Below are 19,525 nucleotides of genomic sequence, written 5' to 3'. Positions count from 1 at the left end.
TTAAGTTATACGTCATCCATTTACATGAATGACGCTGCACTTCCATCAAACGCCCACACTTATCGACTGTTAATTGTTAAAGAACCTTCTACTTCGCGTCACCAGAACCCCGGTTCGCGTCGCTGTCAAATCGTTTTGTTTGTCAGCAGCAGAGAGATGAGATTATGTGGCGTTTCGCGTTTTTCGTCAACTACTTTTTTACTACTCACCGAAAAACTTTTTACTGCCACCACAACTTCTTCACCCGCTTTATTCCCTCAAACTTCGCTCCCCAAAACAGCCTTTTTACCTCTCAGCTGCTTCGTTTATTTCGCGTCGTTCTCAACGGGAGGCGAACTATAGCAAACCCCTTCGCCCCATGGCAAGCGATTTGTTAAAGATTCTTAAAAACGGGTAAACGTTTCCCCAGGAATGCCTGCATGCCCTCCTTTTGATCCTCTGTGGCGAAGGTGCTGTGGAACAGCCGGCGCTCATAGTTGATACCCTCAGCCAGAGTAGTTTCATAGGCGCGGTTGACAGATTCCTTGATCATCATAACTGCCGGCAACGACATGGAGGAAATCACGATCGCCGCTTCCATTGCCTCTTGCAACAGCCGCTCCAGTGGAACCACACGCGACACCAGGCCGGCGCGCTCGGCTTCGGCGGCGTCCATCATGCGGGCGGTCAGGCACATGTCCATCGCCTTGGACTTTGATACTGCGCGCGGCAAGCGCTGGGTGCCGCCGGCGCCGGGAATGATGCCTAGCTTGATTTCCGGCTGGCCGAATTTTGCATTATCGGCGGCAATAATGAAGTCGCACATCATCGCCAGCTCACAGCCGCCACCTAAGGCGAATCCTGCGACAGCAGCAATCACCGGCTTGCGCACGTTGCGAATCGTTTCCCAGTTACGGGAGATGAAGCCCCCCTTGAATGCATCCATATAGCTCAGCTGAGCCATGCCGCCGATGTCGGCGCCGGCCGCAAATGCCTTGTCGCTACCGGTAATGATGATGCAGCCGATTTCAGGATCAGCATCGAATTTCATTAAAGCGTCGCCCAATTCGCTCATCAGCGGATCGTTCAAGGCATTCAGCGCCTTAGGACGATTCAGATGGATCAGACCAACTTTTCCCTGTGTTTCAACCAGAATATTTTCGTATGTCATTGCAGATCCCATTTACGTGAGTCGAATAAACTTAATTGTAGCGCCGCTGGATAAGGGATAGGATGACTGTAAGACAGATACTTAACAGTCTTTTAAGGAATCTTCCAACTTTCAAACTGTCTATATATATGTACGGGTATATAAGTAAGAAATAAGGCAATATATTACCGACTACCGACAAGATCGCCCGATTTTGACCGACATCCCTTTTTCATCAGAAGGAGGCAAGCCATGTTCAAAACCATTCTTGTACCTACCGACGGTTCACATTTGTCGGAAAAGGCCATCAATACAGCGATAGAATTTGCCAAATTCAGCAGCGGTAAGATAATCGCCCTCTCAGTCGCCGAACCTTATCCGTTCTCGCCGATGGCAGAGAGCACCATGGCGACCGACCCCGGTACTTATGAAGAAAACATGTTGGCGCTGGCAAAGCTCAACGTCCAAAAAGTCGCCGATGCCGCCAGTAACGCGGGCGTCCCTTGCGAAATGCTGACGGCCCAAGCCTTCAATCCAGACGAAGAAATCATCAGCGCAGCAGAAAAGTATCATTGCGATGCGATTTTCATGGCTTCGCATGGGCGCAGCGGCCTGAGCCGGCTGTTCTTGGGCAGCAAAACCCAGCGGGTACTGGCGCACTCGACTATCCCGGTACTGGTTCTGCGCTGAGTTTTTCGTCGGCACAACAGCTCGACGCCAAACGGCGTCGAGCCTCATCAGCCATTTCCTAATTCGTTAGCGCGCAGCTGCCAGTTTTGGCAACAACAGCCACATCATGCCGCGCTGCTTCATCTTGCCGGCTTTATCACCCGCCTCATTGCCAAAACCCCAGAAGAAATCGGCTCTTACCGCCCCTTTAATGGCTCCTCCGGTATCCTGCGCCACCATCAGCTGCTGCAACAGTGCATTGTTATTCGGCTGAGTGGTCGCCAGGAACACCGGCGTGCCGAGCAGGACGAACTGCGGATCCACGGCGATCGAACGCAGCGGCGTCAGCGGCACACCTTGCGCCCCCTTGGGTCCGACGTTCGGATCGAGCACTTTCTCTTCTTTAAAGAAGACATAACTAGGATTCGCATTCAACAACTCTTGCTGCCGGCCCGGATTGGCAGCCAACCAGGCTTTGATCCCTTGCGCCGACGCCTGGGCCAGGGTCAGCTCGCCCTTATCGACCAGATAACGGCCAATCGACTTGTAGGGATAACCGTTTTGATCGGCATAAGCGACGCGTACTACGCTGCCGCCGTCATTCAGCTGGACCCGGCCGGACCCCTGCACCTGCAGGAAGAATGCATCGATCGGATCGTCCACCCATAAGATTTCCTTACCGGCCAGCACCCCGGATTTGTCCAGTTCCGCACGGCTCGGATACGGCAGCACTTTGTTACCCACCAGGCGGCCGCGCAAACGCAAACCCTTCAATTCGGGATAAACGCTCGCCAGATCGACTGTGATCAAATCGTCCGGAGCCCGGTAAATAGGCGTTTGATACGGGCCACCGCGCTTTCGGGCGCCTTTTAATAAAGGCTCGTAGTAACCGGTTACCAGGCCATTATCGGTGCCATCGGCATTGATCACCTGGTAAGGCGTAAAGAAGGACTGGAAAAACAGGCGTATTGCATCGCCATTGTTGCCATCCAGGCCGGCGGCAACGGCGCACGGCTCTTTCCAGTCGCTTTTGCGCGCCAGGGTCGAACATGAAGTCAGGAAAGCCGGCAATGCCTGGCGCAAATCGTCGCTACCCCAACCTGGCAAGGCGGCAAAGGTGGTGGCGCGCAAATTGGCGCCGGGCGGAGCAGATGGCGCAGCCGGCGTGCCGGGTTGGGGTGACGGTTGCGCTGTTTGCGGCGCCGGTGGTGTAATCGGGGTGGTGGTGCAGGCAGCTAAACTGAGTCCGATGATTAAGGCAGTTAAGGCAGAAGCAGGTAGACTGATACGTTTAAATAGCATTTAGGATTCTTTATGTGGTTAGTGGCTCTCGAAGCGTGCTTCGCCTTCTTTGTCTTCGCATTCATTGTCTGGTGGACCATGTTTTCCGGCCGTAAGCCGGATCGAAAACCGCCGGCAAAGTCATTACCACCAGAAGACAAGGGCAAGGACCAATAGATTCAATCTAAATGCGGTCAATCTAAATGCGGTCAATTTAAATACGGTCAATCCGAGTACGTCAATGTAGCGTGCGCGGCAGGGACAGGATGAATTCCGGGATCCGTGCCTCGAATTGCTCGCCGTCCTCGGCTACGCAGAAATATTCGCCCACCATCGAACCTTGCGGCGTCGCCATCGATGTACCGCTGGTGTATTCAAACTTCTCACCCGGCTGCAGCAACGGCTGGTGGCCGACGACTCCCAGGCCGCGCACTTCCTCGACATGGTTGTTGCCATCGGTAATCACCCAATGGCGTGAAATCAATTGGGCAGCGATTTGCCCGGTGTTCTTGATCGTGATCGCGTAGGCGAATACATAGTGCGAACTGTCAGGTTCAGATTGTTCTTCCAGATACTGGGTTCTGACAGTAACGGTAAATTCATAGGCGGCCATGCTGGTTTCCTCGATTGACCTAGCCTGTCGAGGACAGGCGTAGTTGTGACTAGAGAGCCATTGCACACGAATTTACCCCGGGACGCAAGCTGCCAGAAGCCAGGTGCAAGGCTAAAGGGTAAAATAGCGCTCTTTTAGCGCCCTTTCCTGGATTTGCACGCCATGCCAACCTATCGTATCGCTCCCAGTATCCTTTCCGCCGACTTCGCCCGCCTTGGTGAAGAAGTACGCAATGTCGTCCGCGACGGCGCCGACATCATTCACTTCGACGTGATGGACAACCATTATGTTCCGAACCTGACCATCGGGCCGCTGGTATGCGAAGCTATCCGGCCGCATGTGCAAGTGCCGATCGACGTCCACCTGATGGTAAAACCGGTAGACCGCATCATTCCCGATTTTGCCAAGGCCGGCGCCAACATTATTACTTTCCACCCGGAAGCATCGGACCACGTCGACCGCTCCCTGCAACTGATCCGCGACAACGGCTGCAAGGCCGGCCTGGTGTTCAATCCGGCCACGCCGTTGAGCTACTTGGATTACGTCATGGATAAGATCGACATTATCCTGATCATGTCGGTTAATCCCGGCTTCGGCGGCCAGTCGTTCATCCCAGAAGCGCTCAAGAAAATCGCCGAAGTACGCCAGCGGATTGACGCTTCGGGCCGCGAGATCATGCTGGAAGTCGACGGTGGCATCAAAATCGACAACATCGCGGCAGCGGCAAAAGCCGGCGCCGATACCTTTGTCGCCGGCTCGGCCATCTTCGGCAAATCGGACTATAAAGCGGTAATCGACGCCATGCGGACCCAGTTGGCAGCAGTATGAATACAACAGCCGCGCCCGAAATCGTTGCCCTGAAGGGTATCGCCGCCGCCATCATCGACCTCGACGGCACCATGCTGGATACCGCGCCGGATTTCCATGTCGCCGTCAATCGCATGCGGGCCGAGCTGGAACTGGCGCCACTGCCGCAAAAAACGATTATCGATTTTGTCGGCAAAGGTAGCGAAAACCTGATCCGGCGCGTACTCGGTGTCGATTATCCGCCGGCGGAAGTGGAGCAACGTTTCGACGCGGCGCTGGATTCCTATCAAACCCATTATGCTGTCGTCAACGGCAGCTATGCCACGCTCTATCCAGGCGTGGTGGATGGCTTGCAAGCGATGCAGGATAAAGGTTTGCGACTGGCATGCGTCACCAACAAACCGCTGGCATTCGCTGTGGCGCTGTTGGAAAAAACCGGTTTACGCGACTATTTCGAAGTGGTCTACGGTGGCGATTCGTTCCCGCTGAAAAAGCCGGACCCGATGCCGCTGCTGGCAGTGTGCGCCGATTTCAAGCTGCAACCGGCGCAAGTGGTCGCCATCGGCGACTCCAGCAACGACGCCCAGGCCGCGCGTGCCGCCGGTTGCCCGGTGTTTAACGTACCTTATGGTTACAATCACGGCGAGTCTATACAAGACGTCGATTCCGATGGTATAGTCGCTTCGCTGCTTGTTGCAGCACAAATATTGGCCACTGAATCGACTTGAATCGATTTATTTAAGACTGCGCTATCTCTCATGTTTCTCGACAAAAAACATCAAGTCCCACTAGCCGCCCCTGAGGCCTGGCTATGGCGACGCTGGCAATCCTGGACTAACTAAGTAAGTCCGCCGATCGCTGCTGCCTGCTATTCAACAAAAATTGATCGCAAGCAACGTTTTTTGTAGTACACCACCGCTGTTTTACAATAGCGACCTGGAGAGAACCATGACCGAACTCGAATTCAAATCGCTGGCCAACCAAGGCTACAACCGTATCCCACTGATCGCAGAAGCTTTTGCCGATCTTGAAACGCCGTTGACGCTGTACCTGAAACTGGCGCAAACCCAGAACACGGGCAAAAACACTTTCCTGCTTGAATCGGTAGTCGGCGGCGAACGCTTCGGCCGCTACTCCTTCATCGGCCTGCCTGCATCGACGCTGTTGCGCAGCTACGGCACGCGCATCGAAGTGCTCAAGGATGACAAGATCATCGAAAGCCGCGAAGGCAATCCGCTCGATTTCATCGCCGAATTCCAGTCGCGCTATAAAGTGGCGCTGCGCCCTGGTTTGCCGCGTTTCTGCGGTGGCCTGGCCGGTTATTTCGGTTACGACACGGTGCGCCATATCGAAAAGCGCCTGGCAAACTCGACGCCCAAGGATGATCTCGGCTTGCCCGACATTCAATTGCTGCTGACGGAAGAACTGGCGGTAATCGACAACCTGTCCGGCAAACTGTACCTGATAGTGTATGCCGATCCGACCCAGCCGGAAGCCTTCTCCAAAGGCCGGCAGCGCCTGAAAGACTTGCGCAACATGCTGCGCCGTCCAGCCGATGCACCGGTTACCTCGGCTTCGGTACGCACTGAAACTATCCGCGAATTCAAAAAAGAAGATTATCTGAAGGCCGTCGCCAAGGCCCAGGAATATGTGATGGCCGGCGACTTGATGCAGGTCCAGATCGGCCAGCGCATCAAGAAGCCCTATGTCGATTCGCCGCTGATGCTGTATCGCGCCTTGCGCTCGCTGAATCCTTCGCCGTACATGTATTTCTACAATTTCGGCGATATGCAGATTGTCGGAGCATCGCCAGAAATCCTGGTGCGCAACGAACAAACCTCAGCGCCCAAGGCGGACGGCGAAGCCAAACGCAAAGTCACCATCCGTCCGTTGGCCGGCACCCGCCCACGCGGCGCTACGCCTGAGCAAGATGCGCAACTGGCCACCGAACTGCTGGCCGACCCGAAAGAAATCGCCGAACACGTGATGCTGATCGATCTGGCGCGTAACGATATCGGCCGTATCGCCGAGACCGGCAGCGTCAAGGTCACCGATCAGATGGTGATCGAAAAATATTCACATGTGCAGCACATCGTTTCCAACGTCGAAGGCGAGCTCAAATTCGGCTTGTCGAACCTGGATGTACTGAAAGCCACGTTCCCGGCCGGCACTCTGTCCGGCGCGCCTAAGGTGAGGGCGATGGAAATCATCGACGAACTGGAACTGACCAAGCGCGGCATTTACGGCGGCGCCTGCGGCTACCTGTCGTTCGGCGGTGAAATGGATGTCGCCATCGCGATCCGCACCGGCGTCATCAAGGACGGCATGTTATATGTGCAAGCGGCAGCCGGCATCGTCGCCGACTCGGTGCCTGAAATGGAATGGCAGGAAACTGAAAACAAGGCGCGCGCAGTATTGCGCGCGGCGGAACAGGTACAAGACGGTCTGGACGGGGAAATTTAATCCGGAGCAATGCTGCCCTCTTGGTCAGATATTCAGTGGTGGAGTGCCTTCCTTGAATAACTGCCCGAGTTGGCTACGCAATTCCGGGGTGTCCTTGTGGCCGTGAACGCTGACTGCGTGCTGGACTGCCGCCGCCAGCAATTCTTCATCGTTATCTGCGGCGATCGCCACTGAACAGTTGCTATCGCTGGGATATTCGCGGCAATCGATGTATTTGCGTGACATGGTGAACTCCTTCATTGCAGCAATGTAATTGCGCAAATCCGATGCACACAAACGGCCTGCTGCTAGCTCGCTTGAGAATAAAGCTTAGGAATCAAAGACGCATTTGTCAACGTAGCACCGAAAACCGGACCGATCCTGACATTGTTCGAGATTCCTCGATTTTCGTTTTTTATGATCATGATTATTGCCACCCCTTGCCGCCATGACGCTATACTTTGCATCAACGACATGTGCTTGCACTGATACCTATCCCCATCGATGAATACATCCCGCCTCACTGCCAACTTTATCCAGCTTGCGATTCCGCAGCTGCGATGGCGTCCCTAGATCAAGGTTGGTGGAAAGCCAAAACCACACTACGCTCTATAATTAAGAGCTGATTTAGTGTTGCCCGCGGGATTTTTGCATTGGTGTTGTAACAACAAAACAACATACCGTGCAAACAAGCATGCTACGGGCAGACTCCCAAACAAAATCAATGGGTTAGAACTACTATGCTGCTAATGATCGACAACTACGATTCCTTCACCTACAACCTGGTGCAATACTTCGGTGAACTGGGTGAGGATGTGCGGACGTTCCGTAATGACGAAATCACGCTCGATGAAATCAATGCGCTGAAGCCGGACCGCATCTGCCTGTCGCCAGGCCCGTGCAGCCCGAAGGAAGCCGGGATTTGCGTCGACCTGCTGCAGCAATTTGCCGGCAAGCTGCCGATCCTCGGCGTTTGCCTTGGCCATCAGGCCATCGGTGAAGCATTCGGCGGCAAGGTGATCCGCGCGCAGAAGGTGATGCATGGCAAGACCTCGCCGATTACCCATACCGGCGTCGGCGTATTCAAGGATTTACCCAATCCGTTTACAGTGATTCGCTACCATTCGCTGGCCATCGAACGCAGTTCGATCCCGGCTTGCCTGGAAATCACGGCATGGACCGAAGACGGCGAAATCATGGGCGTCCGGCACAAGGAATACGATATCGAGGGCGTGCAATTTCATCCGGAATCGATCTTGTCGGAACACGGACACGCCCTGCTGCGTAATTTCGTTCAAAGAACTGCCTGAGCCTTTAGCGCCGGCGCACCGGTAACTGAACCGGTGTCGCCGCTCTAATTCGTAAATCGTATTTCGTAGCAAGGAAGCCATGTCAATCTCCGATCAAGAAGCTCTGTTGCGCTGTATCGAGCATCGTGAAATCTTTCACGATGAAATGCTGTCGCTGTTCCGTCGCATCATGAAGGGTGAAATGTCGCCGCTCATGATTGCGGCGCTGACCATGGGCCTGCGCGTCAAAAAAGAAACCATCGGCGAGATCGCCGCAGCGGCGCAAGTCATGCGCGAATTCGCCACGCCCGTGCCCTGCCGCGACACCGCCAACCTGGTCGATATCGTCGGCACCGGCGGCGATGGTGCGCAAACCTTCAATATTTCAACCGCCTCGATGTTTGTCGCTGCCGCAGCCGGCGCCCGTGTGGCCAAGCATGGCGGCCGTAGCGTATCGTCATCGTCCGGCAGCGCCGATGTGCTGGAATCGTTCGGCGCCAATATCAACCTGACGCCGGCCCAGGTGGCAGAATCGATAGAGCAGACCGGCATCGGTTTCATGTTCGCGCCGAATCACCACGCGGCGATGAAACATGCCGCACCGGTGCGCAAAGAATTGGGTGTGCGTACCATTTTCAATATCCTCGGGCCTTTGACCAATCCGGCCGGCGCGCCGAATATCCTGATGGGCGTGTTCCACCCCGACCTGGTCGGGATCCAAGTGCGCGTGCTGCAACGCCTGGGCGCGCAACATGCCATCGTGGTGTGGGGCCGCGACAATATGGATGAAGTCTCGCTGGGCGCCGGCACCATGGTGGGCGAGCTGGTGAACGGTGAAATTCGCGAATACGAAATCCATCCTGAAGACTTTGGCATGCAAATGATTGCCAGCCGCAATCTGAAAGTATCCAATTCGACAGAATCGAAACAAAGGGTGTTGGAAGCACTGGAAGACCAGCCTGGCCCGGCGCGCGATATCGTCGCCATCAACGCCGGCGCAGCGTTATACGCGGCCGGTGTCGCCAGTTCGATTGCCGATGGATTGGATAAGGCGCGCGCTGTTCTCGCTTCGGGTGCGGCGAAAGCCAAACTCGATCAATTCGTGCAAGCCACGCAAGCCATCACCGCCGCCGGCCGATCATAACCGCGGTTAGAGAAAACGCAGTAAAGGATAAGTGCCATGTCAGATATTTTGAATAAGATCCTCGCCGTCAAAGCGGATGAAGTTGCCGCGGCAAAAAAACAGCAAGACTTCGCCAGCCTGCGCCGTGACGTCGAGTCCGATGCAGAAGCACGCGCTGGTTTGCGCGCTTACGAAGCAGCCCTGCGGGAAAAAATTGCAGCAGGCCATGCCGGCGTGATTGCCGAAGTAAAGAAAGCGTCGCCGTCCAAAGGCGTGATTCGGGCAGATTTCCGCCCAGCCGAGATTGCCGTCGACTACGCAGCGCACGGCGCGGCTTGCTTGTCGGTGCTTACCGATATCCAGTTTTTCCAGGGCGCCCCCGAATACCTGCAACAAGCGCGCGCCGCGTGCGCGCTGCCTGTCCTGCGCAAAGATTTCATGATCGATCCGTATCAGGTCTATCAAGCCCGCTCATGGGGCGCCGATGCTATCTTGCTGATCGTCGCCGCCCTGGATCATGGCTTGATGGCGGAAATGGAGGCTGTTGCCCATGAGCTGGGCATGAGCGTGCTGGTGGAGGTGCACAATGCGGAAGAACTGCAAGCGGCGCTAAAACTGAAAACCGCCCTGCTCGGCATCAACAACCGTAACCTGCGTACTTTCGACACTTCACTGCAAAACACGCTGGACTTGCTGCCGCAGATACCGGCGGACAAGCTGGTCGTGACTGAGTCCGGGATTCACACCCGGGACGATGTCAAACTCATGCGCGACGCCAACGTCAACGCATTCCTGGTGGGCGAAGCATTCATGCGCGCGCCACAGCCAGGTGTCGAGCTGGGCCGCCTGTTCGATAATTGAGGAGAGTGCGGATCAGAATGCGGGAATCAGGGAGCCCTTGAATTCCGCTTCGATAAACTGCCGCACCTGCTCCGACTGGTAGGCTTTGACCAGTTTCCTCACCCAGGGCTTGTCTTTGTCTTCCGCTCGCGTAGCAATCAGATTGGCATAGGGTCCTTTGGCATCCTCAACCGCAATTGCATCGCGCTGTAATGACAAACCCGCTTTCACCGCGTAATCGTTATTCACCGACGCCGCCGCCAGATCATCCAGCGAGCGCGGCAATTGCGCGGCATCCAGTTCCACCAGTTTCAGTTTCTTTGGATTCGATATCACATCCAGCGGCGTCGCATTAATACCGTTCTCGCCAACCCCCGCCTTCAATTTGATCAACCCGGCTTTCTGCAACAACAGCAAAGCGCGATTGCCGTTGGATGGATCGTTCTGGATGCCTATGCTGGCGCCTTGCGGCAACTGATCGACGTTCTTGTATTTCTTCGAATAGATTCCCAGCGGCGCCGTGATGGTCAAGGCCACCGGCACGATCTTGTAACCCCTGGCTTTGATCTGGCTATCGAGGAAAGGTTTATGCTGGAAAGCATTGGCATCCAGATCGCCGGCAGCCAACGCTTCATTCGGCTGCAGGTAATCGCTGAAGGTGATGATCTGGATATCCAGGCCCTCGCGCGCCGCCACTTTCTTTACCACTTCAAAAGTCTGCTCGGCATTGCCGACCGAGACGCCCACCTTGATCCGGGTCTTGTCCTGCGCATGGGTAACAGTGACGCTGGCCGCCAGCAACAGTAGCGGCAATGTCTTGAGGATGAGGCGACGCATTTATTTCTCCGTGGATGAGGTGCTGACAATAGAACACGATCTTCACACAGCTCCCCGCGATTGCTAACGAACGATTTCGCATGTCGATATGTCCTAGGCATATGCTTCAGATGCTGACTGATCGAGAGTCATTTCCAATTTATCCATATAATGGAAATTCAATAGAACCGGCTCGAAAACAACACGACTACACCCACGACCGAAGTATTTTTGGAGGTTTTTGATGCGTTCGATTTATCAAGTGGTTACCGCAACATGTTTCAGTTTTTCCATACTTGGCGGGGATGCACTGGCGGCAAGCCAGCAAAAGCAGTATTCAGTGCGCGACTTCTTCCGCAATCCCGAGCAAAGCGGATTCCAGATTTCCCCCAACGGTAAATACATCAGCTTCATGCAGCCTTGGGAAGGACGCATGAACATCTTCGTCAAAACCGTCGATTCTGATGCAGCGCCGCAGCGCATCACCTCGGAGAAAGCACGCGACATCAGCGGTTATTTCTGGAAAGGCGACGACCACCTCCTGTTTGCCAAGGATTTCGGCGGCGATGAAAATTTCCATGTGGTATCGGTAGGCCGCGACGGCAAGGGTCTCAAAGACTTGACGCCGTATCCAAAGGTGCGAGCCCAGATTGTCGATGACCTGGAGGATAACAAAGAAGAAATACTGGTCAGCCACAACAAACGCGACGCAGAAGTGTTCGATGTTTATCGTGTCAACGTCAGGACCGGCGCCGAAAAACTGATAGCGCAAAACCCTGGCACCATCCAGTCATGGATTACCGATCACGATGGCAAAGTACGCGCCGCGACCACTTCCGACGGCGTCAACACCAGCCTGTTGTATCGCGCTACGGAAAGCGAACCGTTCAAAACCGTGCTGACGACTTCCTTCAAGGATTCGGTCAGCCCGTTGTTCTTCACCTTCGACAACAAGAAACTCTACGCATCGTCCAACCTCGGCCGCGACAAGCAGGCTATCGTCATCCTCGATCCGGAAACGGCCAAGGAAGAACAGGTGCTGTACGAAAATCATGAAGTCGACGTCGACGGACTTTCCTACTCGAAGAAACGCAAGGTGTTGACCGATATCAGCTACACCACCTGGAAAACCCAATACAAATTCCTCGATCCGCAAAGCGAAGCCTTGCACAAAACCTTGCAAGAAAAGCTGCCTGGCTATGAAGTCATCACGCAGTCGCACACCAAGGACGAATCGAAGTGGATAGTGGCGGCCTACAATGACCGTACCCAAGGCAGCCGCTACCTGTTCGACAGCAAGACTGGCGCACTGACCAAGCTGGCCGATATAAATCCGGCCATCGCCGAACACGATATGGCGGTGATGAAGCCGGTGCAATACAAGGCGCGCGACGGCTTGCTCATCAACGGCTATCTGACGCTGCCTCTCGGTAAAGATCCTGAAAACCTGCCGGTGATCATCAATCCGCATGGCGGCCCGTGGGTGCGCGATGTGTGGGGCTACAACCCGGAAGTGCAACTATTGGCAAACCGCGGCTACGCCGTGCTGCAGATGAACTACCGCGGTTCGACCGGCTACGGCCGCGAGTTCTGGGAAGCGTCGTTCAAGCAATGGGGCAAGACCATGCAGGACGACATCACCGATGCCGTGCAATGGCTGGTTCAACAAGGCATCGCCGATCCAAAGCGGGTAGCGATCTACGGCGGTTCGTATGGCGGTTATGCGACGCTGGCCGGAGTCACTTTCACGCCGGATCTGTACGCGGCGGCGGTCGACTATGTCGGTGTTTCCAATATGTTCACCTTCATGAAAACCATCCCGCCGTACTGGAAACCGTTCCTCGACCAGATGTATGAAATGGTCGGCGATCCGGTCAAGGACAAAGAGTTGCTGACGGCAGTCTCGCCGGCCTTGCACACCGACCGCATCAAGACCCCGTTGTTCGTTGCACAAGGCGCCAACGATCCGCGCGTCAACAAGGCTGAATCCGACCAGATCGTCGAAAGCCTGCGCAAGCGTGGCGTGCCGGTCGAATACATGGTGAAGGATAACGAAGGCCACGGTTTTCACAACGAGGAAAATCGCTTTGAATTTTATACCGCGATGGAAGGATTTTTAGCTAAGCACCTGAAGCCGCAATAAAGATCCGGCACTAGGGCCGAATAGCTGACCATGAAAATGGCGGATGACCGGAAACGGTCGTCCGCCATTCTTGTTTGCAATATTATTACTCGGAAAATCGATATTCCGGTCTTGTCGACAAATAGGGATTTAGTATGTTTATTAAAACGGTGAATGTAATAAATATAGAATAAATTCTTATATAACAATGTGTTACGAGATTTTATCTGCGAGGCGAATTGTAAATTTATTTTTTTTACTATACAGTGCTACCGAATCAAAACAATCCTGGGAAGCAGTGGCGCCAACTCAGGAAAATGCATGCGTCAACCCGTGGGAGGGAATCATGAGACCAACAATTCGGGATATCGCAGCGGTAGCAAAAGTATCCATCGGCACCGTATCGCGCGCCCTGAAAAAGCAGCCTGGCTTGACCGAAGAAACACGCCTGCATGTACAGAAAATTGCGGCCCAACTCGGTTACAACGAATCCAATCTGCGCCACGGAAGAATCCGGCGCCTGACCTTCCTGCTACATCGCCAGTACAGCAATTTCGTCGCCAGCCCGTTTTTCTCGCATGTGTTACATGGCGTGGAAAGCGCCTGCCGCGAACGCGGCATCGTACCAACCGTGCTGTCCATCGGCCCCGCCGACAATGTAATGGAACAGATCCGCCTGCATGAACCAGACGCGTTGGCAGTAGCCGGATTCATGGAACCGGAAGTACTGGAATTACTGACCCGGACCGGCAAGCCGGTGGTATTGATCGATTTGTGTGCGCCAGGCTTCCGCTCGGTCATTTCAGACAATCTGGGCGGCGCACTGGCCGCTACCCGCCATCTGATAGAACTCGGCCGCCAACGACTGGCCTTCATCAGCGGGCCGTTGTCTCACTACAGCGTTTCGCAACGCGCACTAGGTTACCGGCAGGCGCTATTCGAAGCAGGCCGCTTGTTCGACCCGCGTCTGGAGATCACGCTGCCGGCAGACCCGGAACTCCATCTGCATGCGGCCGCCGCGATGCAGCGCTTGCTGCAATCCGACACGCCGCCCGATGCCGTGTTTTGCTATAACGATGTCACCGCACTAGCTGTCATGAATGTTTGCCAGGCGCGCGGCCTGAGAATTCCTGAAGATATTGCGATTGTCGGCTTCGACAATATCGATGCCGCCACCAGCTCCACCCCGCCGCTTACCACGCTGGCGGTAGACAAAGAAGCCATGGGCCGGATGGGTATCAAGTTATTGCTGGAAGATACTCCGGCACAACCCCAGGTGGTGTTGCCAGCGGAGCTGGTCCAGCGTGCCAGTACACTTGGCAGCTAATCCGCCACCGTCATGAACATGACTGGATTGTTTTGCCATTGCGGCGCTGGCGGTGTGGCTTAATCCTTAGTTTTGCCTGCTGCAACCAGCGCAGCCATGGCCAGCGACTCTTCGCTGCCTTGCGCACGCAAGCCCTCAATCACCGTTGCCTGATTCTGCGCCGGCTGGTTCTGGCTGACCTTCCACTTGCCGGACAAGCGTGTAATCACAATCTCGATGCCGACAAGCGCGCCAATCAGTTTTTCCGTGTACTCATGCGGCGCGTCGGAAAACTTCCAGGGCGCCGGGAAAGCAGCTTCATTGTGCGCGGTAAGCGCCGCCAGATGCGCCGGTAGCCAGCTGGCGTCATCGATGATGCGCAACGTGCCGTAGGCATGTGCGACGGCGTAATTCCAGGTCGGCACCACCTTGCCGGTGTCGGCCTTGGTCCCATACCAGTTGGGCGTGATGTAAGCTTCAGGGCCATGGAATATCGCCAGCACTTCGACTTCTTTCTGGAAATCCTGCCAGACTGGATTGGCGCGCGCCACGTGCCCGTGCAAAGTACCGAAAGGCCCCGCCTCCGCCGACAACAGCAGGGGAATGTGGTTGGCGTTGATGCCGCCCGAGGAAAGTGTCACCAGCGTCGACAGCGGCCGCGCACGAATCAGTTCGTGCAGGACTTCGATTCTCGGCTCGTCAAATTGTTTGGGTATGTACATGATGGTATGGTGCGGCGCGCCGGTGTGAAGTGTTGAATTGACGAATTGACTATCAGCTATGCGACTATAAACCATGCAAAGGTCTGCGGCTTGTACGGTGGAACAAATCAGCTTCCGTTCGCGTACACATCCGGTGCAAAACGCTCCATCAGCGCTTGCGGCTTGAGCGGTGCTGTGAAGCCGAACTTCGCGTACAGGCCGTGGGCGGTGCTGGTCGCCAGCATGAACCGCCGCAGTCCCTGCAACCGGGGATGCGCCGTGACCGCAGCCATCAGCTCGGCGCTATAACCTTTGCCGCGATGCTCGGCCAGCACGAAGACATCGACCAGATAGGCGAACGTCGCGTAATCGGTGACGACGCGTGCGTAAGCTACTTGCGCAGGACCGGAAAACAGGCCGAAATTCAGGGAGTGGCGGATCGATTCTTCGACCGTGGCGAGAGGGATTCCGCGCGCCCATGCCGACTCTACAGATAGAAAGCGATGAATCAATGGCACATCCAATTCAGCTGGTTCGTTGGTAATACGCAGTTTTTCCATCAGACGATTCTTTCCCGTTATTTTCCGGTTACTTTCTGCTTACTTTCTGATTAATTGCGGAGAAATACATGCCAGTAAATTAGCATACTCTCGAATGAAAAACAGCGCCTTGTCGGCGCTGTGTCTGAAGTCTTGTGTCTGAAGCGTTATTTCTCAGGTCGTGCTCTCGAGCGCTGACCGGGCAACGTCCTCATCCAACTCTCCCTCCCACTTTGCAATCACCGATGTCGCAATACCGTTGCCAATCACATTAGTGGCAGTACGCCCCATGTCGAGGAACTGATCGATGCCGATGATCAGCAGGATGCCGGCTTCCGGCAAGTGGAACATCGGCAGGATAGCGGCAACCACCACCAGCGAACCGCGCGGCACCCCAGCCATGCCCTTGCTGCTGACCATCAACACCAGCAACATGGTGAGTTGCTGGGCAAACGACATTTCAATGTTGTAAGCCTGTGCCACGAACAAGGCGGCGAATGCCTGGTACATCATCGAACCGTCGAGGTTGAATGAATAACCGAGCGGCAGTACAAAGCCGGTTATCTTGTTATTGACGCCGAATTTTTCCAGCTGCTCCATCGTCTTCGGATAAGCGGCTTCGCTGCTGGCGGTGGAAAATGCCAGCATGATCGGCTCTTTCAACAAGCGCAGCAAGGTGAAGATCGAATCGCGCAGGAATATATAGCCGATCGCGATCAACAACGCCCACAGCGTGGCCAGCCCGGCATAGAAACCGCCAAGGAACTTGGCATACGTCGCCAGCACGCCAAAACCCTGCACCGTAATCACAGCAGCGATCGAGGCAAACACACCTAGCGGAGCAAAGCGCATCACATAGTCGGTGACTTTCAACATGACGTGCACCAGGCCGTCGATGGCAGCAGTCACTACTTTTGCCGATTCACCTTTGACAGAAGCCAGGCCGAAGCCGAAAAACAGCGAGAACACGAGGATCTGCAAAATTTCGTTTTTCGCCATGGCGTCGACGAAACTGCTCGGGAACACGTGCGAGATAAAGTCTTTCAGATTGAAGCCGCTGGTATTCAGCTTGGTGTCAGCACCCAGCGCCGGCAGCGGCAGGTTGAGCGCATGGCCAACCTGGAGCACGTTGACAAACAACATGCCCAATGCCAAAGACAGCAAGGAAGCGATGACAAACCAGCCCAGGGCCCGGATGCCGATGCGGCCCACCGAACTGCTGTCCTTCATGCCGGCAATCCCGGATACCAGCGTGCCGAACACCAAAGGCGCGATGATCATCTTGATCAAGCGCAAAAACACATCGGTGATGATGGAGAAGTAAGCGGCGATTTCCTTTGCTGCCGCTTCGTCCGGTGCGAGATTGTGGCAAATATAACCGACCACTATCCCCAGAACCATGCCGACCAGAATCCAAGTCGTTGCCTTAATTTTTCTCATTTGCGTATCCTGCCGTTATTAACCATACAACCATACAAAAATACAAAAAAATACAAACCCGTCGATCCAAAAATATTCTTAAGCTTGAGCGCCTTGTGAAGTCCATGTTGCGCAGTCCAAGTTGCGTAGTCCAAGTTGTTGTATATCGACATGCGCCGATCAAAGTCAGCGGCACATACAGAAGAGTTTGCAAGCAACAACGTGAATTTTGCGGAAATGGCAATATTTGCGAGGCAAAATAAAAAGGCCCTCATGATGGAGGGCCTTATGAAACCTGATGCCGGCTGCGGATTGAACCTGCCGCTCTCTGCCCGCAAGTCCGCATCAGAGCTCAAACTGGTGCGCATGTTACCTCACAAAACGCCCCCCAATCAACATAAAAAAGGGCTGCAATCCGAGGCAGGGACAATGCCAAGGCATTTTCCGCTCATGCCATTTTCGCAATCAAACGCCGTATCCTTTGTTCCCCATCGAGCTATCTCCGTCAATTTCGCGCTATCACGTTGTATTTTGATTTTGAAGCATCAAAATCCCATACGTATCATCACCCTGATGTATATTTCCTGACAGAAACTTATAACAACGATTCATCAAGGAGATAGCGATGCAAAAACGTAGTACGTGTAGCGTCATTTTTTGCCTTACCGCATTAGGTGCATCAGGATTCAGCGCAAGCGCATTGGCGGAATTACCCCCGATTAAAATCGGTGTCATCGGACCCATCACAGGACCTTCGTCAGACATGGGGCTGAGCATGATCGGCGGCGCCAGAGTCTTCCTGGCCGACATCAACCAGGTCGGCGGCGTCCTCGGCCGCAAGATCGAACTGGTCGAGCGCGACGACCTTGCCAAGCCGGACGTCGGCGCGGCCATGGCCAAGGAAATGATCGAGAAGGATCATGTCATCGCCGTAGTCGGTTTTGGTAATACCGGTGTCGCCCTGCCTGCGGCGAAACTGTTCCAGGAAGCGAAGATCCCGTTGATCGTCACCGGCGCCACCGGCGCTACGATTACCAAATCGTTCATGCCGCCGGCCTATCCCGTGAACTATATATTCCGCACCTCCGCCAGCGACGCGCTGCAGCCGATCGTGATCCTCAACGATGTGATCGATCGCCGCAAGATCGACAAGATCGCAGTGCTGCACGACGACAGCCCATACGGCCAGTTCGGCAAACAAAGCATGATGACGGAGCTGGAGCGGCGCAAGATCAAACCGGTGCTGGTGGAAAGTTTCAAGGTTGGCGATCAAGACATGACGACGCAACTGCAGCATGCCAAAGATGATGGCGCACAAGCCATCGTGATGTACTGCCTTGCCCCCGAAGGCGCGATGGTGGTGAAGAGTGCAGAAAAGCTGAAAATGAAATTGCCGATAGTCGGGCCTTGGGGCATGTCGCAGCAAACCTTCATCGACAAGGCCGGCCAGGGAGCAGAAGGCGTGCGCAGCTCGGTGACATTCATCGAAAACGAATTGAGTTCGGTCAGCAACCAGTTCTCGTTGACCTACCGCAATGTGAACAAGACCAATCACATTCCGTCTGCGGTGGCTGCGGCTCAAACCTATGACGCACTGCGCCTGATTACACTGGCGATATTCCAGGCCAATTCGGTGGATGGCGTAAAGATCAAGGATGCGCTGGAAAATCTGCAGGTGCACACTACATCTACCATCGTCTCGCGCTACTTCAAACCGTTCTCGCCGACCGACCATGAAGCGATCGCCCTGAATATGATCGTCATGGGTGAAATTCGCAACGGCAAGGTGGCTTACGCCTATAGGGAAGATGCGAGCAGCGGATCGATTGCACGTACCAAGAAAAATTAGTCTGCGAGATTGCCTGCATTCCCCAAAATGAACAAGGCCCACATTGCCGTGGGCCTTGTTTCAATTCCCCATCTTACGATGCGGCTTTGATTTGCGACCACAATGGCAGATTACATGTACGCGCCCTGATGTGATAACAGAGCGCCATGGACACTCCGAAAATCAGGCCACCCAGGATTGATGCGAGAACGGCGCCAGCTCCGGACATTTCTCCCCGTGACCATACAAGAAACCACATCGCGAATCCCCAAACAACAGCGAACCATCCTCCCGTGAACACAACATTAAATCCGAAGCTGGCAAAATGCGGCGGTGGAATTGAAACGCCGGCACGCCAGAACATGCGATGAAAAAAAGGGGCGTAGTTGCTGCGCCAGATACCCGTGGTTTTCAGAATCCCCAGCGCGGCATTGACTTCAAGTGGGTAGGACAAGGAAGCACCTATAGAGTTATGTGGACCATCCTTCAAACAATCATGGGAATCCGCCACAAATTTCAGCTATGAATCCAATCTTGACCAAGAAGACTATACACAAACACATACAATTATTTCATGCCCTTTGAAAAATAACTGGTGACG

At 54.6% G+C, this 19,525-nt stretch carries 21 protein-coding genes; 12 read left to right on the top strand and 9 right to left on the bottom strand.

Annotated elements, in window-relative coordinates; all coding sequences use genetic code 11:
- The coding region (locus tag BM029_RS26130) for a hypothetical protein (protein WP_211482512.1) at nucleotides 1–342 on the top strand (342 nt) is incomplete at its 5' end.
- A 31-nt stretch (nucleotides 343–373) separates the two neighbouring features.
- On the opposite strand, the gene BM029_RS19305 is transcribed toward BM029_RS26130, so the two are convergent.
- Complete coding sequence (locus tag BM029_RS19305; protein WP_092438798.1) at nucleotides 374–1,150, bottom strand: enoyl-CoA hydratase; 777 nt, start codon at nucleotides 1,148–1,150, stop codon at nucleotides 374–376.
- 231 nt (nucleotides 1,151–1,381) lie between these two features.
- Between BM029_RS19305 and BM029_RS19300 the strand changes: the two genes are divergently transcribed.
- Nucleotides 1,382–1,819, top strand: a complete 438-nt coding sequence (locus BM029_RS19300) for a universal stress protein (RefSeq protein WP_092438796.1) — start codon at nucleotides 1,382–1,384, stop codon at nucleotides 1,817–1,819.
- 66 nt (nucleotides 1,820–1,885) lie between these two features.
- Here the strand turns inward: BM029_RS19300 and BM029_RS19295 are convergent, their stop codons facing one another.
- On the bottom strand, nucleotides 1,886–3,100 hold the full coding sequence (locus BM029_RS19295) for a murein transglycosylase A (RefSeq protein ID WP_092438794.1): 1,215 nt from the start codon (nucleotides 3,098–3,100) through the stop codon (nucleotides 1,886–1,888).
- Between the two features lie 217 nt (nucleotides 3,101–3,317).
- A complete protein-coding gene (gene apaG / locus BM029_RS19290; protein WP_092438792.1) occupies nucleotides 3,318–3,692 on the bottom strand; it encodes a Co2+/Mg2+ efflux protein ApaG in 375 nt (124 codons plus the stop codon).
- Between the two features lie 162 nt (nucleotides 3,693–3,854).
- Between apaG and rpe the strand changes: the two genes are divergently transcribed.
- The 3 genes from rpe to trpE all read left to right on the top strand — a co-directional run bounded on the left by rpe (nucleotide 3,855) and on the right by trpE (nucleotide 6,962).
- Complete coding sequence (rpe, locus tag BM029_RS19285; protein WP_092438790.1) at nucleotides 3,855–4,520, top strand: ribulose-phosphate 3-epimerase; 666 nt, start codon at nucleotides 3,855–3,857, stop codon at nucleotides 4,518–4,520.
- 20 nt (nucleotides 4,521–4,540) lie between these two features.
- Entirely contained in the window at nucleotides 4,541–5,227 is a 687-nt protein-coding gene (locus BM029_RS19280; RefSeq protein ID WP_371329143.1) for a phosphoglycolate phosphatase, read from the top strand.
- A gap of 220 nt (nucleotides 5,228–5,447) precedes the next feature.
- Nucleotides 5,448–6,962 carry an anthranilate synthase component I gene (trpE, locus tag BM029_RS19275; RefSeq protein ID WP_092438786.1) on the top strand — a complete coding sequence of 505 codons (1,515 nt, stop codon included), beginning with the start codon at nucleotides 5,448–5,450 and terminating at the stop codon, nucleotides 6,960–6,962.
- Between the two features lie 24 nt (nucleotides 6,963–6,986).
- Here the strand turns inward: trpE and BM029_RS19270 are convergent, their stop codons facing one another.
- Nucleotides 6,987–7,187: a DUF1059 domain-containing protein gene (locus BM029_RS19270; RefSeq protein ID WP_092417043.1), complete on the bottom strand. Its 201-nt coding sequence runs from the start codon at nucleotides 7,185–7,187 to the stop codon at nucleotides 6,987–6,989.
- Nucleotides 7,188–7,681: 494 nt separating this feature from the next.
- On the opposite strand from BM029_RS19270, the gene BM029_RS19265 reads away from it, so the two are divergent.
- From BM029_RS19265 to trpC, 3 genes are all read left to right on the top strand, one after another.
- A complete protein-coding gene (locus BM029_RS19265) occupies nucleotides 7,682–8,251 on the top strand; it encodes an anthranilate synthase component II (protein WP_092417044.1) in 570 nt (189 codons plus the stop codon).
- Nucleotides 8,252–8,330: 79 nt separating this feature from the next.
- Nucleotides 8,331–9,374, top strand: coding sequence for an anthranilate phosphoribosyltransferase (gene trpD, locus BM029_RS19260; RefSeq protein ID WP_092438784.1), 1,044 nt, complete (start codon nucleotides 8,331–8,333; stop codon nucleotides 9,372–9,374).
- 36 nt (nucleotides 9,375–9,410) lie between these two features.
- Entirely contained in the window at nucleotides 9,411–10,214 is an 804-nt protein-coding gene (gene trpC / locus BM029_RS19255) for an indole-3-glycerol phosphate synthase TrpC (RefSeq protein ID WP_092438782.1), read from the top strand.
- Nucleotides 10,215–10,226: 12 nt separating this feature from the next.
- Here the strand turns inward: trpC and BM029_RS19250 are convergent, their stop codons facing one another.
- Entirely contained in the window at nucleotides 10,227–11,030 is an 804-nt protein-coding gene (locus BM029_RS19250; protein WP_092438781.1) for a MetQ/NlpA family ABC transporter substrate-binding protein, read from the bottom strand.
- A gap of 232 nt (nucleotides 11,031–11,262) precedes the next feature.
- On the opposite strand from BM029_RS19250, the gene BM029_RS19245 reads away from it, so the two are divergent.
- On the top strand, nucleotides 11,263–13,152 hold the full coding sequence (locus BM029_RS19245; RefSeq protein ID WP_371329142.1) for a S9 family peptidase: 1,890 nt from the start codon (nucleotides 11,263–11,265) through the stop codon (nucleotides 13,150–13,152).
- A 325-nt stretch (nucleotides 13,153–13,477) separates the two neighbouring features.
- Complete coding sequence (locus tag BM029_RS19240; protein ID WP_092438777.1) at nucleotides 13,478–14,458, top strand: LacI family DNA-binding transcriptional regulator; 981 nt, start codon at nucleotides 13,478–13,480, stop codon at nucleotides 14,456–14,458.
- Nucleotides 14,459–14,517: 59 nt separating this feature from the next.
- Here BM029_RS19240 and BM029_RS19235 read toward each other — a convergent pair whose 3' ends face one another.
- The 3 genes from BM029_RS19235 to BM029_RS19225 all read right to left on the bottom strand — a co-directional run bounded on the left by BM029_RS19235 (nucleotide 14,518) and on the right by BM029_RS19225 (nucleotide 17,117).
- Nucleotides 14,518–15,159, bottom strand: a complete 642-nt coding sequence (locus BM029_RS19235; RefSeq protein WP_092438800.1) for an FMN-binding negative transcriptional regulator — start codon at nucleotides 15,157–15,159, stop codon at nucleotides 14,518–14,520.
- A gap of 107 nt (nucleotides 15,160–15,266) precedes the next feature.
- The gene (locus BM029_RS19230) at nucleotides 15,267–15,698 is read right to left on the bottom strand and encodes a GNAT family N-acetyltransferase (RefSeq protein WP_092438775.1); all 432 of its coding nucleotides are present in this window, start codon (nucleotides 15,696–15,698) and stop codon (nucleotides 15,267–15,269) included.
- A 153-nt stretch (nucleotides 15,699–15,851) separates the two neighbouring features.
- Complete coding sequence (locus BM029_RS19225) at nucleotides 15,852–17,117, bottom strand: dicarboxylate/amino acid:cation symporter (protein ID WP_092438773.1); 1,266 nt, start codon at nucleotides 17,115–17,117, stop codon at nucleotides 15,852–15,854.
- Between the two features lie 267 nt (nucleotides 17,118–17,384).
- Between BM029_RS19225 and BM029_RS19220 the strand changes: the two genes are divergently transcribed.
- A complete protein-coding gene (locus BM029_RS19220) occupies nucleotides 17,385–17,684 on the top strand; it encodes a hypothetical protein (RefSeq protein ID WP_139217292.1) in 300 nt (99 codons plus the stop codon).
- A 37-nt stretch (nucleotides 17,685–17,721) separates the two neighbouring features.
- Nucleotides 17,722–18,945 (top strand): ABC transporter substrate-binding protein, encoded by a 1,224-nt coding sequence (locus BM029_RS19215; RefSeq protein WP_244545127.1) that lies wholly within the window; start codon nucleotides 17,722–17,724, stop codon nucleotides 18,943–18,945.
- 73 nt (nucleotides 18,946–19,018) lie between these two features.
- Here the strand turns inward: BM029_RS19215 and BM029_RS25715 are convergent, their stop codons facing one another.
- Nucleotides 19,019–19,435 carry a DUF6404 family protein gene (locus BM029_RS25715; RefSeq protein WP_139217291.1) on the bottom strand — a complete coding sequence of 139 codons (417 nt, stop codon included), beginning with the start codon at nucleotides 19,433–19,435 and terminating at the stop codon, nucleotides 19,019–19,021.
- Nucleotides 19,436–19,525: the final 90 nt, after the last annotated feature.

This window comes from Collimonas sp. OK607 (assembly GCF_900111995.1).
Lineage (GTDB): Bacteria > Pseudomonadota > Gammaproteobacteria > Burkholderiales > Burkholderiaceae_D > Collimonas.
This window is presented reverse-complemented; position numbering and strand designations above follow the sequence as displayed.